The organism is Granulicella tundricola MP5ACTX9, from assembly GCF_000178975.2.
Taxonomy (GTDB): domain Bacteria; phylum Acidobacteriota; class Terriglobia; order Terriglobales; family Acidobacteriaceae; genus Edaphobacter; species Edaphobacter tundricola.
Genome location: NC_015064.1, coordinates 1 through 14,967 on the forward strand (window position 1 = coordinate 1; position 14,967 = coordinate 14,967).

Annotated in this window: 12 protein-coding genes; 11 read left to right on the forward strand and 1 reads right to left on the reverse strand. The window is 59.4% G+C overall.

Annotation, left to right across the window (positions count from 1 at the left end):
* Positions 1–27: 27 nt before the first annotated feature.
* The 8 genes from dnaA (at position 28) to ACIX9_RS00040 (ending at position 8,957) form a co-directional block, all read left to right on the forward strand.
* Complete coding sequence (gene dnaA / locus ACIX9_RS00005) at positions 28–1,506, forward strand: chromosomal replication initiator protein DnaA (protein ID WP_013578421.1); 1,479 nt, start codon at positions 28–30, stop codon at positions 1,504–1,506.
* A gap of 112 nt (positions 1,507–1,618) precedes the next feature.
* Positions 1,619–2,437 (forward strand): hypothetical protein, encoded by an 819-nt coding sequence (locus tag ACIX9_RS00010; RefSeq protein WP_013578422.1) that lies wholly within the window; start codon positions 1,619–1,621, stop codon positions 2,435–2,437.
* A gap of 640 nt (positions 2,438–3,077) precedes the next feature.
* Positions 3,078–4,271: a DNA polymerase III subunit beta gene (gene dnaN / locus ACIX9_RS00015; protein WP_013578423.1), complete on the forward strand. Its 1,194-nt coding sequence runs from the start codon at positions 3,078–3,080 to the stop codon at positions 4,269–4,271.
* A gap of 165 nt (positions 4,272–4,436) precedes the next feature.
* A complete protein-coding gene (locus ACIX9_RS00020) occupies positions 4,437–5,207 on the forward strand; it encodes a TIGR03435 family protein (protein WP_013578424.1) in 771 nt (256 codons plus the stop codon).
* A gap of 34 nt (positions 5,208–5,241) precedes the next feature.
* Entirely contained in the window at positions 5,242–6,834 is a 1,593-nt protein-coding gene (locus ACIX9_RS23320) for a sensor histidine kinase (protein ID WP_013578425.1), read from the forward strand.
* 78 nt (positions 6,835–6,912) lie between these two features.
* Positions 6,913–7,374, forward strand: a complete 462-nt coding sequence (locus ACIX9_RS00030; protein ID WP_013578426.1) for a hypothetical protein — start codon at positions 6,913–6,915, stop codon at positions 7,372–7,374.
* Entirely contained in the window at positions 7,371–7,859 is a 489-nt protein-coding gene (locus tag ACIX9_RS00035) for a hypothetical protein (RefSeq protein WP_013578427.1), read from the forward strand. The genes ACIX9_RS00030 and ACIX9_RS00035 overlap by 4 nt, the downstream gene beginning before the upstream one ends.
* Positions 7,860–7,922: 63 nt before the next feature.
* Positions 7,923–8,957: a phospholipase D-like domain-containing protein gene (locus tag ACIX9_RS00040; protein ID WP_013578428.1), complete on the forward strand. Its 1,035-nt coding sequence runs from the start codon at positions 7,923–7,925 to the stop codon at positions 8,955–8,957.
* On the opposite strand, the gene ACIX9_RS00045 is transcribed toward ACIX9_RS00040, so the two are convergent.
* Positions 8,954–9,517 carry an SRPBCC domain-containing protein gene (locus tag ACIX9_RS00045; protein ID WP_157477158.1) on the reverse strand — a complete coding sequence of 188 codons (564 nt, stop codon included), beginning with the start codon at positions 9,515–9,517 and terminating at the stop codon, positions 8,954–8,956. The genes ACIX9_RS00040 and ACIX9_RS00045 overlap by 4 nt on opposite strands.
* Before the next feature lie 148 nt (positions 9,518–9,665).
* Between ACIX9_RS00045 and ACIX9_RS00050 the strand changes: the two genes are divergently transcribed.
* The 3 genes from ACIX9_RS00050 to ACIX9_RS00060 all read left to right on the forward strand — a co-directional run bounded on the left by ACIX9_RS00050 (position 9,666) and on the right by ACIX9_RS00060 (position 14,964).
* Positions 9,666–10,295, forward strand: a complete 630-nt coding sequence (locus tag ACIX9_RS00050) for an energy transducer TonB (RefSeq protein WP_198152124.1) — start codon at positions 9,666–9,668, stop codon at positions 10,293–10,295.
* Positions 10,296–10,819: 524 nt separating this feature from the next.
* Positions 10,820–13,429, forward strand: coding sequence for a TonB-dependent receptor (locus ACIX9_RS00055; RefSeq protein ID WP_085940610.1), 2,610 nt, complete (start codon positions 10,820–10,822; stop codon positions 13,427–13,429).
* A gap of 74 nt (positions 13,430–13,503) precedes the next feature.
* Entirely contained in the window at positions 13,504–14,964 is a 1,461-nt protein-coding gene (locus ACIX9_RS00060; protein ID WP_013578432.1) for a metallophosphoesterase, read from the forward strand.
* Positions 14,965–14,967 lie beyond the last annotated feature (3 nt).

Below are 14,967 nucleotides of genomic sequence, written 5' to 3' on the forward strand. Positions count from 1 at the left end.
AAATAGATCTTCAAGGAAAGTCAACGCATGTCATTTGTTCCTACGGCCACAGCCGTGCTGAATCACTGGGTCCGCATCCTCGGTGCGCTCGAAAAGAAGATCAACCGTCAGTCCTTCGAGACGTGGTTGAAGCCAACGCGCTACTCGCGCACGGTGGGCAAGACGCTGTTCGTCCGGATTCCTTCGGCGCAGTTCGAACACATTGGCGACAAGTATGGGGATCTGATTGAAGAGGCTATCGAGAAGCTGGGCTTCGAGATCGAGTCGGTGACGTTTGAGACGCCGCAGCAAGATCCGACGGCTCCGCGGGTGCGGGAGGACGGCGGGTTCGGGCCAATGCCGAGCCATGCGACGAATACGCCGGGCGGTACGAATGGGAACGGGGCTGGGAACGGCGCGACCTCCGGGGCGATTCGGCAGAATGGTGCGCGTGGGAATGCCGCGCCGGCTGCGCCTTCGACCGAGCAGGCGAGGTTCGATTGGAATGCTGCTTCGCAGTTGAATCCGCGGTATCAGTTCGACGCGTTTGTGATTGGGAGTGGGAACCAGTTTGCCGCGGCTGCTGCGCAGGCTGTCGCGGAGAGGCCTTCCAAGGCTTACAACCCGCTGTTTCTGTATGGCGGCGTAGGGATGGGCAAGACGCACCTGATGCATGCGATCGGGCATGAGGTGAAGCGGCGGATGCCGCATACCTCGATCAGCTATGTGAGCGGTGAGAAGTTTACGAACGAGATGATCAACTCGGTTCGGTACGACAAGATGACCACATTCCGGGACAAGTTCCGGAATGTGGACGTGTTGCTGATCGACGATATTCAGTTCCTGGCGGGCAAGGAACGGACGCAGGAAGAGTTCTTCCATACGTTCAACGCGCTGCACGAGACGATGAAGCAGATTGTGATTGCGAGTGACCGGCCTCCGAAGGAGTTGGCGGACTTTGAGGATCGCCTGCGGAGCCGCTTTGAGTGGGGCCTGATCGCAGATATTCAACCACCGGATCTGGAGACGAAGGTTGCAATCCTGCAGCGGAAGGCCGAGGCTGAGAGCACGACGCTGCCTACGGATGTGGCGCTGTTTATTGCTTCCAACGTGCGGACGAATGTGCGTGAGCTCGAGGGTGCGTTGATCCGGGTGATTGCCTGGTGCTCGCATCATGGCGTTGAGTGCTCATTGCCTGTGGCGCAGCAGTGTTTGAAGCAGTTCATCGACACGCAGGTACGCAAGATTACGATCGAGGCGATTCAGCGTGCGGTGGCCGAGCAGTTCGGGATGCGGGTGCCGGAGTTGAAGCAGAAGAACAACTCGAGGCAGATCGTGGTGCCGCGGCAGATTGCGATGTACCTGGCGAAGCAGATGACGGAGGCTTCGCTGCCGGAGATCGGACGGCAGTTTGGGGGCAAACACCATACGACGGTGATGCACTCGATTGCGAAGATCGACGAGCAGCGGCGGGCGGATAAGGATCTGAACCGGACGATCAATAAGCTGATGGAGACGTTGAGTTAAGTGCAGGGACTAGAGCCTAGGGAACAGGGCTTAGGGATCAGTAAGCGCTTCGGAATGAGAGGGTGATTGCCGTATGGTTTTGCTGAAGGGCTTATGGGCCTGGAGGTGGATCATGCGGCGATTGCTTTTTGTGGGGACTGTGGCGGCCTTGATGCCGCTTTGTGGTGGGGTTGCGGGAGCGCAGGCGCTGCCTGGGGTGGCGGAGCTGCGGGCGCGGGCTCTGGAGAGCTATCAGAAGAGCTCGGCGGCGCGGGAGCGGTATATCTGCAAGGAACTCATCAGGAACGACGAGTTGAATGGCAACGGTGAGGTCAAGAAGAGCTACCTGGATGAGCGCGAGATCTTCTATGTGAACGGGTTCCAGATCTCGCAGGAGGTGTCCAAGAACGGACGGGCGCTGAACGAGGGGGAGATCAGGAAGCGGGATGAGAACGTTCGCAAGCAGATTGAGGCGGCTAGCGACCATAAGCGGCCTAAGACGCAGGGGCTCGTCATCAGTGCGGGGGATGTGCTGCGGCTGGCGAAGCTCGATCATGAACGGCGGGTGATGGTGGCGGGGCGGCCTACGATCGTGTTCGACGTGGTGCCGGATGACGATGCGAAGGCGAGTACGGTGGAGGAGAAGCTGGTGGCCGCGATGGCTGGAACGGTTTCTATCGATGAGGCTACCGGGAACCTGCAGGACGTGAATACGACCGGGGCCAAGGACGTGAAGGTGGGTGGGGGCCTGGTGGCGAATGTCCACAAGGGGTTCGCTATGCACATTCTGGTGGCTCCTGAGCCGGATGGGGTTTGGCTGCTGAAGCTTGCGGAGGGGACCGGGGAGGCTCGGATTGGGCTGGTGACGAAGAGTGCGATGCGCTTCCACCAGGAGACTGAGGGCTGCAAGCTGTACGACGTGGACGCGACTCAGGTGGACAAGAAGAAGTAGGGCTTACCGGACTGATGTGGGTCTGTTTTTGGGCTGGGGACAGGTTATCCTCGTCCCGGCCGTGGGCTGTTGGTTTCTGGCCGGGGGGAAGCGGCTTTGTTTTGTGTGAGTTGTACGGGGTTCCCACGTTTGGGGAATAGTCTTCTCAGGCGCGGTGGAATTGTGTTGTGAAGAAGTGGGAGAAGGCGGGACGGGTCGTGAGTTTTCCTTCCTGGTTTGCTTTGCGTTCGTTTTTACGCTGAGAGTTTTAGAAATCAGGACAGGAAGGCAAGTTGTTGAATCGATGGGTGCCTGGAGTTAAATCCACATATCCAGCGGCAACGGTTACTACTACTGCTGTTTAGCTTTGTTTCATGGTTTTTTCTTAGTAGCAGTTTGGTGTTGGAGCTGAGGGCGGCGGAAGTGAGTTTCGATCGGTCGAGAATGCAAATGCCGAAGCGATTTCATGAATAGATCTTCAAGCGGATGGGGTAAGGCAAGTGCGGATAGAGCAGGGCTTAGCGGCAAAGCCATGGCCGGAGACATGAGTTGGCTTGTGACTCACACAATCGGCTGGTTTCCCACAAAATAATGTCTGGGTGTAAAAGGGTGAGGTCACTAGAATTGTTTTCAGCACCAATGAACCGCCCGGAGAGAGCCTGTGCCTACCTTGACCGAAGATTCCGAGACCAACACGAACGTAGCGGCACCGACCGGCAACCTGGAGATCACGGTGTCTCGCGCGGAGCTGCTGCGTGAGCTGACCGCGGCGCAGTCCGTGGTGGAGCGGAAGACGACGATTCCGATTCTTTCGAACTTCCTGTTCGAGGCCTCGAACGAAGGGGAGACGGGGCGGCTGACGATTACGGCGACTGACCTGGACCAGAGCCTGCGGACGAGCTGCGCGGCGAAGGTGAAGAAGGCCGGGGCATGCACGATTCCGGCGCGGAAGCTGTACGACTACATCCGGCTGCTGCCTGAGGGCGAGATCTCGATCAAGCTGATGGATAACCACTGGGTGCAGATCCGTGCGGGCCGCTCCAACACGAAGATGGTTGGAATGGCGCGGGCGAACTTCCCGCAGGTGGCGGAGTTTCCGGCGAGCGGGGCGTATACGCTTTCGGTTGCGAGCTTGAAGACGATGGTCTCGAAGACGATCTTTGCGATCTCGAACGAGGAGAGCCGGTATACGCTGAACGGTGCGCTGCTGGTGCTGAAGGCTGAGTCGATGGCGATGGTGGCGACGGATGGCCATCGGCTGGCGCATGTCGAGAAGCTGGGCGAGACGCTGGAAGGTATCTCCGGCGAGAAGAAGACCTTGATTCCGCGGAAGGCGCTGAGCGAGCTTTCCTCGCTGCTGAACTCGACCGACGCGGAGACGATGCAGTTTGCGGATGACGACTCGACCCTGTTCTTCAAGATGGGTGGCCGGGTGCTGACGAGCCGGAAGCTCACCGGCCAGTTCCCGAACTATGAGGCTGTGCTGCCGCGGGATAATAACAAGTTCGTCATCGTGCGGAGTGAAGACCTGATGAGCGCGATTCAGCGTGTGGCGCAGTTTGCCGACGAGCGCTCGGGTGCGATCAAGATCAGGCTGGAGCAGAACGAGCTTCGGCTTTCGTCTTCGTCGACTGACTCGGGTGAGTCGGAGGACACGATTGAGACGCCTTACAACTACGATCCTCTGGTCGTCGGGTTCAACTCGCAGTATCTGATCGACTTTTTGAAGGCGATTGGGAATACGGGTGAGGTTCGGTTGGAGTTCAAGGACGCGCAGAGCGCAGGGCAGATGCGGCCGGAGGACGGCAACGAAGACGTCAAGTACCGCTACATCCTAATGCCAATGAGGATTTGAGTGCTTCGCACAGTTTTGGACCGCTTCGCGGTGTGCTCCTTTGGTAGGGCTATGAGACGTGGAGTGGATGGGGATTGTAAAGGCGTGGGCTCGGACTTCGGTTCGGGCCTTTTGCTTTTGTGTTGGTAGGATGGACGCGTCGGCAGTGATGCGGAGGTGGTTCCGATGGTGAAGCTCGAGGCTTGGCGATGGGTTGCGGTGACCTGTTTTGGGTTGACGGCTTATGGGTTTAGCCAGGAGAAGGCTACTCCGTTGACGTTTGAGGTGGCTACGGTGCGGCTGACGAAGCCGGGGGAGCTCGATGGTTGGATCAAGGCTCTGCCGGGTGGGGCGGAGTATACGGCGCACAACATTCCGGTGAAGCTGATGATCAGCCTGATGTACAAGGTGCCGATGCGGCAGATCAGTGGTGGCCCGGACTGGATGGAGACGGACAAGTATGACGTGGAGGCGAAGGCGGACAAGTCCTACAGCCTGGACGATCTTCATACGATGTACCGGGGCTTGCTGGCGGAGAGGTTTCACCTGAAGGTGCGCAAGGAGATTCATGAAGGGCCGGTCTATGCGCTGACGGTGGACAAGGGTGGCGTGAAGATGAAGCCGGACCTGAGCGAGCAAAGCTATGCGATTCCGATTACCTACAGTGGGGAGGGCGCGGTGGGGAATAGGGTGCCGATGTCTTATCTGAGCTGGTGGCTCGGACAGCAGCTGCAGTCCGAGAGCAGGCCGGTGGTGGACGAGACGGGATTGAAGGAGAACTTCGATTTCACGTTGAGCTTTACGCCGCCTCGGCTGGAGGGCACGGACGGCGGTGCGGCAGAGAAGCCTTCGCTTTTCACCGCCGTCAAAGAGCAGCTTGGATTGAAGCTCGAGGCTCAGAAGGGACCTGTGGAGTACTACGTGATTGAGCACATCGAGCGGCCGAGCGCAAATTAGCGCGTCTGGGGCGTGAGAGACTTCTAGAGTGGATATGGGCAGCACGAATCGACCCGACTCAACGGCTGAAGACAGACGTCTTGAGGCGCTGCGGCAGTTCTCGATTCTGGATACGCTGCCGGAGCAGGGGTATGAGGATGTGACGGAGCTGGCTTCGTTCATCTGCGGGACTCCGATTGCGCTGGTTTCGCTGGTGGATGCGGAACGGCAGTGGTTCAAGTCTGTCCGGGGGCTGGAGGCGCGGGAGACGCCGGTGTCTCAGAGTTTTTGCGCTTATACGGTGCCAACCGGCGAGACGCTGATCGTGACGGATGCGCGGACGGATGAGCGCTTCAAGAATAATCCGCTGGTGCTGGGTGATCCGAACATACGGTTTTATGCGGGGGCGCCGATCGTGGAGGCGAACGGGTATGTGCTGGGGACCGTGTGCGTGATCGATACGGAGCCTCGGGAGTTGTCGGCGAAGCAGGTCCGGGCGCTGGAGGCGCTGGCGCGGCAGGTGATGTCGATGATGGAGCTGCGCAAGGCAATTGCGGCTGAGGCCAAGGCGACTGAGACAACTCGCCTGGCGCAGGAGTCGGCGAAGATCGCTTCGTGGGAGTGGGAGGTTGAATCGGGGCGGCTGTCGTGGAGTGGGGATAGCGCTTGGATCTATGGGCGGCCGGCGGAGGAGCTGGCGCATATCGACCAGGTTCTACCGTGTGTGCATGAGGAGGATTTGCATGTCTTGCAGGGGTCGATGGCGGATTCCCTGGCGGGCGGGGGGGAGTTTCAGAATGAGTTCCGGGTGGTCTGGCCGGATGGTTCGACGCACCTGATCGTGGGGCAGGGCAGTACGGTGCTGAAGGCCTCGGGAGAGGTTGCGCGCGTGGTGGGGATCAACCGGGATGTGACGCAGCGGCGGTTGACGGAGGAGGCGCTGCGGCAGAGTGAGAAGCTGGCGGCGGTGGGACGGCTGGCGAGCACGATTGCGCATGAGATGAACAATCCGCTGGAGTCGGTGACGAATTTGCTTTATCTGGCGATGACGAGCGGGACTTTGTCGGAGGAGGCGCATACGTACCTCTCGACTGCGGAACGTGAGCTGAGGCGGGTGTCTGCGATTGCGAATCAGACGCTGCGGTTTCATAAGCAATCCAGCAAGCCGCAGAGGGTGAGCTGCGAAGACCTGTTCGAGAGTGCATTGCTGATACACCAAGGGCGGATTGTGAACTCGGGTGTTGCGGTGCAGAAGCGGAAGCGTGCGACGGAGACGGTGCTGTGCTTCGACGGCGAGATACGGCAGGTACTGAATAACCTGCTTGGGAATGCGATCGACGCGATGAGCGCGGGGGAAGGGCGGCTGGTGATTCGTAGCCGGAATGCGACGGATTGGGTCTCGGGCCGCAAGGGGTTGATGCTGACGGTGGCGGATACCGGTGCCGGGATGAGCGCTGCGACGCAGAAGCGGCTGTTCGATGCATTTTTTACGACGAAGGGGATCGGCGGGACGGGGCTGGGACTTTGGGTGAGCAAGGAGATCGTGGAACGGCATGGTGGGGCGCTGCGGGTGCGGAGCAGCCAGGCGGAGGGGCATCGGGGTACGGTTTTTTGCCTGTTTCTGCCGTTCGATGCGGTGGCTCGTTAGGCGCTCGGCAAAGGGTGTCGTGCAAGCTGCATCAGAGGGAGTATGGATTTATTGGAACGGAGGAGTGGAACGTTGAGGATGCGTCTGGGCCTTGGGGCCGGATTGTTGATGGCAGGTGGACTGTTGCAGGGAGCGGCGGCGCAGGCTGTGCCGCAATCGATCACGGGCCGGTGGCGGGTGGAGAGGATTCTGCCGACGCACAATGTGGGTTGCTGGGATGCGGAACGGGCCAAGACGCTGGTGGGGTCGACGCTGCGGTATGAGCAGGGGCGGATGACGTGGCAGGGCGGGACGGTCGAGGTGGCGGAGGCGCTCTCGCGTACGCTGAGCCGGCGGAAGTACCAGGACGAGTACAGCGTGGACCTGGCGGAGCTTGGGATCAAGGCGGCTGAGGTGGTGGAGATCGACCTGCAGCATGAGGATGCGGATGTGACCGGCGCGACGACTGAGGTTCCGGGCGATACGGTGGTGATGGCTGGGCCGGGGCGGATCGTGGTGAGCGCGTGCGGAGTTTACTTTCTTGCGGTGCGGGCGCGATGAAGAAGCTGGCATTGGTGGGATTGGTGTTGTTGATGGGGTGCGGGCCTCGGCTGTACTCCGGCAAGGGAGTGGTGGCGGGGAGCGGCGGGACGCTGGGGAACTGGTCGCATCCGCCTGCGGGCTGCATACGGGATTCGGCTTATCAGGATGAGGGTCAGCGATCCGTGGCTACGTTCCTCTGGAAGGATTTGCGAATCCTGGAACCGGGCCCGGGCTATAACGACATCTGGAAGAACGACACGCCGATCCGGCTGGACTTGCAACGGGACGGCGACGGATACACGGGTGTGCTGAGAACGTTCAAGCAGCAACTGGGGTGGCGGATCGACAAGACAGCCTGCTCCGAGTTTGAATTCACCCCGCATGAGGGTCCGGCGAGAGAGCCTAAGGGCCGGCCGGTGCTGGATGGCGAGTTGAAGATGGATTGCGCGGTGGCGGGCGGGCGGCTTACGGCGAATGTCAGTTTTAAGGGTTGCGGCTACTAGGCAGCATCAGGATTTGATGAAAGGCCCTTATAATTCGCCCCAGGTTCGACGAGGAGGAGCGAGATGCGTTCTGGATTGCGAGTGCTGGGCTGGATGCTGATCGGTGTACTGGCAGCGAGTGCCGCGGGTCAGGCCGGGACTCATTCACGGCATGCGGGCCGGGTGGATACTGTGACCTCCGGGACGCGGGTGCTTTATACGTTTCCGCAGTCGAATAACAGCGCCACGCCGCTCTATGCGCTGGTGAATGGATCGTTGAAGACGATCGACATGACGATGTACGAATTGGTGGACACGGTGTTCTCCGCGGACCTGGTGGCGGCGTGCAAGCGCGGCGTGAAGGTTCGGGTGATCCTGGATCAGAATCTTGAGAAGTCCAGCAATACGGCGGCCTACAACCAGTTGAACAAGACGACGAACTGCAGCGCGGCGTGGGCGAACCCGGCATTCCAGGCGACGCACCAGAAGAGCATGATCGTGGATGGAACGAAGCTGGCGATCATAACGCTGAACCTGACGACCCGGTATTACACGACGTCGCGGGACTTTGCGCTGGTGGAGACGGATGCGGCGGATATCGCGGCGGTGGAGGCTACGTTCAATGCGGACTTCAAGTCGACGACGTCATTTGCGTATCAGCCGGGCAAGGGGACGGATCTGATCTGGAGCCCGACGACGGCGACGGCGGATCTGCTGGGAATCATCAACGGTGCGACCAAGACACTGCTGGTGGAGAACGAAGAGATGGGCGCGGCGAACGTGGTGAGCGCGCTGGAGGCGGCGTGCAAGCGCGGGGTTGCGGTACATGTCGCCATGACAAACCTGACTGCCTACAAGACGGAGTTTGCGGCGCTGAAGGCGGCTGGATGCGGAGTTCACCTGTACGCGAGTACGGCGACGGGGCTCTACATCCATGCCAAGGTGCTGGTGGCAGACTATGGTCTGAGCACGCAGATGGTTTACGTGGGCTCGATCAACTTCTCGATTCCCTCCATGACGGATAACCGGGAGCTGGGTTTGTATGTTTCCGATGCAACGATCGTCAAGGCGTTGCAGACGCAGGTCACGACGGACTACGCCGGGGCACCTGCGCTTTAGCTTTCCTTGAGGAAAGGCCTGGGCTGGGCGGGTGGGCCGGACTGGGCTTTGACGCTGAGGGCTTCCAGCCAGTGCTGGTGCTTGTCTTCCAGGCGATGGGGCATGATGCGCTTGCCGATGCGGGCGAGCCAGCCGGTCTGGACCTCTTGCGTGAGGACGTGGGTGGTGCCGTCGGGCAGGGGGGTCAGGAGCCAGGCCTGGTATGCCAGGACGCCTATGCCGTGAATGTCATAGGCGAGGCGGGTGAGGGGCTCGAACTCGCGGACCTTTGAGGTGATGGGCACGCCGAACTTGCTCCAGCGGAAGCGGGTGCGGTCGCGCAGGTCCGGGCCGGAGGTGGAGATGAAGTGGATGTTGGCGGAGTAGGGGTACCAGGTGGGCCAAAGCTCGGCGCGGATGAGCCAGGGCCAGATGGCCTCAATGGGTGCGGGGATGACGATCTCATTGGAGGCGAAGATGGCCGCATCTGAGGGTTGGTGGAGACCGGGCCAGCGGATGGTGGGTGGAGAGCTCGGCTGGGCGTCGTAGGTCGGATCGGGCGTCTGTGCTTGGCTGCTCATGCGCATTGGACGTGCCTCAAGTGGATTGCGACGCAAAGGTAGTCGTGATTTTATGCGAGAAATTGGGAGTTTCAACGTCAAATTCTATGAATCGAACCGTTTAGGGACATATAGGTCCGGGTTGGGGCTGGATGTATCATTCGGGGAAGTGAGGCTGCCGATGTTCGACGACGAGAAGAAGCTGGGTTCGGACAAGTCGCTGAGGACTGCGGCGGTCTCGGCAGTGGTGCATGTACTGGTGATCGCGGGGCTGGTGGGCGTGATCCACTCTTCGCGGGTGATTGCTCCGTATCGGCTGCCGGGGACGGCTAAGGGGACGCAGTTGCTGACGTACTTCAGCCCGGATGGGTCTGCGAGCAAGGCCGCTACGCCGGTCGTCGCCAAGCCGAAGGCTGTGCGCAAGGCTGTCGCTGAGGCGAAGGTTACTATGCCGCCGCAGGAGACTGCGGAGGCCAAGGTGACGGTCGGCAGCTCCAGTACGAACGGGGCGAGTGGACAGGGGAGCGGCGATATCAGCATTGCGCTGCCGCAGAAGTTTCCGTGGCCGCGGCCGGCTCTCGACAGCATGGGGCATGGGACCAAGGGCGACGTGGTGCTGGATGCGACGATCGACGAACAAGGCAAGATTGCGAGTTTAGTGGTGACGCAGAGTGTGAATGCGACCGTGGATGAGGCTGTGCTGGCTACGGTTCGGGCGTGGGTATTTACGCCGGCGATGAAGCAGGGGAAACCTGTGGCGAGTGAGCAGGAGTTCCGGTTCCATTACGAGCGGGGCTAAGGCCGATTCAGCGAAGGTATTCAAAAGGTGCGTTATCTTACCTATGCTGGGGCGTGCCCATGATTGACGTGACAGAAGATATACAGCCGCTAACGACGTTTCGGAATAACTCCGTCAAGATGGGCATGCCGGCGGGATGGGTTGGGAATCGACCGCGGTCATTCGTCCATCAAGGACATGACGTGAGGGAACGCAGGCGGATGGGTGGGCGTCCATGCAGTTTAGGACAAGGGAACATCCAGAAGAAATCAAGATTGAACAGTTTTCAGACTGAGCCTTAAGGTTTTCTTAAGGATATGTTCAACGAGACGTAACAGTCCTGTCATGGAGCAGACATATGGGGCCGGTAGGTTTTGACTATCGACTTTCAGACTATGTCTGTTTCCTGGAGGAAACGTTTGTCTTCTTTTGCTTCGTTACGTCTTGTGCGCGCTGCTGTGTTCTGTTGCGTGCTGTCCGGCTTGTCATCCCTTTCTACAAACCCATCGATTGCGTGCGCGCAGGTAGCGGGCGGGGGCACCGTCATGGGATCGGTGATGGATGACAAGGGTGGACTCCTGCCTAAGGCCAGCCTGACCGTGAAGAACGATGCGGGTGGCGCGGCTCAGACTGCGATCACCGATGCGGCGGGGCGCTTTACGTTGAGCGGGCTGGTGGCTGGATCGTATACGGTTCAGGCGACTGCGCCAGGCTTCAACACGATCACGAAGAACGTGCGCGTGACGGACGGTGGTACGAACGAGGTTTCGCTGTCGCTGTCGATCGGCAACCTGACGGATCAGGTGACGGTGGAGGCGAACTCGCAAGGCTCCGTGGCGGCTGCGCTTGCGCCGATGGATGCACTGCTGGAGGCGACGTCGGCGCGGACCGAGATTACGTCTGCGTTCATTCAGAACTTCACCTCGCCGGTGGCGGACTTTGGCGAGGCTGTTGAGATGGCTCCCGGGACGTTTACGACGAACGGGAATGGCGTGGGGTTGGGGCAGTCTAGTACATACTTCCGTGGGTTCCCGGATGGCGACTACGATATCGACTTCGATGGGATTCCGTTCTACGACACGAATACGCCTTCGCATCACTCGTGGGCTTTCTTTCCTTCACAGTTTCTGGGTGGGATTGACTTTGACCGCTCGCCGGGCACGGCGAGCACGATTGGACCTACGCCTTTTGGCGGATCGATCCACCTGCTGTCCAAGCAGTTTTCTCCGATGCAGAATGTGCGTGGCGGATTCTCGTATGGCTCGTTCAATACGAAGCTGTTCGATGGCGAGTATGACTCGGGTAACTTTGGGCCGGCCCATAAGTTCAATGTGAATGTGGATGTTCATCATCTTGGCTCGGACGGGTACCAGACGTTCAACCATCAGACTCGCAATGCGGGGGATATCCAGTTCCAATACCGGCCTTCGGATAAGACGACGATCACTGGATTTTCCGCGGTGATCTGGCTGGATGCGAATACACCGAACTTTGCGGCGACTCGCTGCCAGATGTATGGGGCGCAGGCAGGGTATACATGCACGGGGGCGAATGCTCCGTTTGCGGGATCCGGAATCAACTTCCTGCTGACCAATAACTCTGATCCGTTGCTTTATCTGAACAATCAGTACAACTACTACCATGTGCCTACGGACTTTGAGTATGTGGGTGTGCGGAGCGAGCTTGGCAAGGGCTTCACGTTTTCAATCAAGCCTTACACGTATAACTACGACAACTCTGAGAAGTACTCGAATGCTGTGCCGATCACAGATAACGCAGCGCTGGTGGGAACGACGTATGCGCCTCTGAACGTGAAGATTGCGAATACCTGCAGCACGCTGGTGAAGAGCAAGTACACGTGCGGCGTGGATAAGTACAACAGCTATCGCAAGTATGGCGAGACGTCCGAGCTGACGCAGGTGTCGCACTTCGGCATCTTCCGCGCAGGGCTCTGGTATGAGTGGGCGAATACGAATCGGCACCAGTATCCTGCTGATCCGCTGCAGAACTGGCTGGATGCGCCGCTGCCGAACTTTGCCGAGACCTTTGTTACGAATTCGTATCAGCCGTTTGTGGAGTACCAGTACCACGCGACGCCGAAGCTGACGATTACGCCGGGTATCAAGTTTGCGTATTACACGATCGGGACGAAGCAGTTTGCGGATAACGGCGGGAAGATCGGCGGCCTAGGAAGCAACAATCCGGCAGCGTTCATCACGAACGGCGGCAGCTACTTTTCATCGCTGCCTTCGGGTGATGTGAACTATCGGATACGCGACAACTGGAGCATGTATGGGCAGGTGGCTACGGGCAGCATCGTGCCTGCTTCCGGGACGTTTGACTTTACGCAGTCAGCCACCGGCACGCCGGTTGCAACGCTGCCGAAGCAGCAGAAGAACCTGACCTATCAGACGGGGACGGTGCTGAAGCTCAAGCGCGTGACGTTCGACTTCGACTACTTCCACATTCACTTCGATAGCGGCTACTCTTCGTTTACGCCGATCGATACGGGCGAGCCGGTGTACTACCTGCAGCCGCCTTCAGTGACGCAGGGTATCGAAGGGGAGAGCAACGTTTACATCACGCATGGGCTGAGCCTGTACCTGAACGCGAGCTACAATCGCGCACAGTACACGGGCAATGCGACTGTGTTCTGCAATACGGCCGCAGCTTGTCTGTCCAGCACACCGCAGCTTTCGATTGCGACTCCTGGCGGCCAACGGATCTCGAATGCGCCTTCGGATATCGAGACGGAAGGTCTGACGTATCAGCACAGGTCATGGGACGCTGGCGCCTTCAATAAGCGCGTGGGAACGATGAGCCTGGATAACAGCGGGTTTCACAATGCGGGGACGATCGATCCGTTCACGCTGACGAACGTGTTCCTGAACTACACGATCAAGAGTGGAACACACTTCAACCAGACGAAGATTCGCCTGAGCTTTAATAACATCTTCGACAACCACAACATCACGGGCGACAGCTTTGCGACGAAGGCGACGCCGCTGCTGATCACCGCCAATGGGAATACCTACAACAACCCCTTTGTCTCAGCTTCACCGATCACGCCGCTGTCCGGGGCGGATGCGGTGTCGATCCTTCCGGGACGGAGCGTGATGTTGTCGGTGACGTTCGGGCTTTCTCCGAAGCGGTAAGGTTGAACCTGACGGACGCTCCGGGCGCTACCATGCGTTCGGGGCGTCTTTGTTTTGAAAGAAGCGAGGGTGCGATGTTCAAGAGATATGTTTTGGGTTGTTTGGTGATGATGCTTGGGGTGGGTTCTGCCGGGGCGCAGGCTTCAGCAGCGAATGCCAAGGTGGCTACTGTTCCGGTGGTGATGTTGAGCGATCTTCACTTCGATCCGTTCCACGATCCGGTGAAGGTTCCGCTGTTGGTGAAGGCACCGCTTGAGGAATGGGATCGGATACTGGGTGGGCCTGATTCTGCTGGGCAGGCTGCGGCCTTCGCGGCGATTCAGACGCAGTGCAAGGCGAAGGAGAATCCGGATAGTTCCTATGCACTTCTGCGGAGTGCGCTGTTGGCGGCCAAGGCACAGACGCCTTCTGTGGGATTCGTGATGGTGAGTGGAGATCTGCTGGTGCATGACCTGGACTGCCGGTATCCGGCTTCGATGAAGCTGGAGGCGAGTGCGGGGGATGACCAGGCGGTCTCGGCTGCGTTTGCGGAGAAGACGACGGTTTATGTGATGAAGAAGGTGGAGGCGACGTTTGCGGCGGTGCCGGTCTACCTGGCGCTGGGGAACAATGACTCGCGCTGCAATCACAATCGGTTGAGTTTGCATGATGAGTATTTGAAGGCTTCCGCGGCTGCGGTGGTGGATGGGTTGCGGGGGGTGAGTGCGGCGGAGAAGACGGCTGCAATGGGGACGTATGAATCGGCTGGCTACTATGCGGTGACGATGCCTGGGGTGATGAGCGGGACTCGTCTGCTGGTAGTGGACGATATCTACATGATGCCGAAGTATGCGAACTGCGAGGCTGACGACCAGGATCAGCAGGGCGCGCAGGAGCAGATGGTCTGGTTGCAGAAGGAGTTGGAGGATGCCCGGACGAAGGGGATGAGCGTCTGGCTACTGGGGCATCTGCCGCCAGCGGTGAACCCGGATAGCTCGCTTGAAAAGGGCGATTCGTTCTGCACCAAGGGCAAGGTGGTGAGGTATCAGACCACCGACGACCTGGCCACGGAGATGACGGCGTATGCCGATGTGCTGAAGCTTGGGGTCTTCGGCCATACGCATATGGATGAGCTTCATCTACTGAGGGGCAAGGATGCGGGCGTGCCGGTGAAGGTGGTGGGGTCGGTCTCGCCGGTGGATGGCAATGTTCCTTCGTTTACGGTGGGGCTGGTGGCAACGGCTTCCGCGAAGCTGATGGACTACAGCGTGTATGAGGCTTCAAACTCGACCGGTGTTGGGACGACTTGGCCGAAGGAGTATGGGTTCGACGAGACGTATCATGAGCCGAGTTTCTCGGCGGAGCCGCTGAGTGACCTGATCGGGCGGCTGCGTGCGGATACGAGCGGCAAGGGCGAGGAGAGCCGCGCGTATCAGACACACTTCATCAAAGGCTCAAGCGGCAAGAAGTTGTCCGGGAGCTGGCCGGGCTATGTTTGCGGTCTGGACAATGCGACGGCCAAGGGCTTCAAGGCTTGTGTCTGTGGCGCGAAGTAAGGG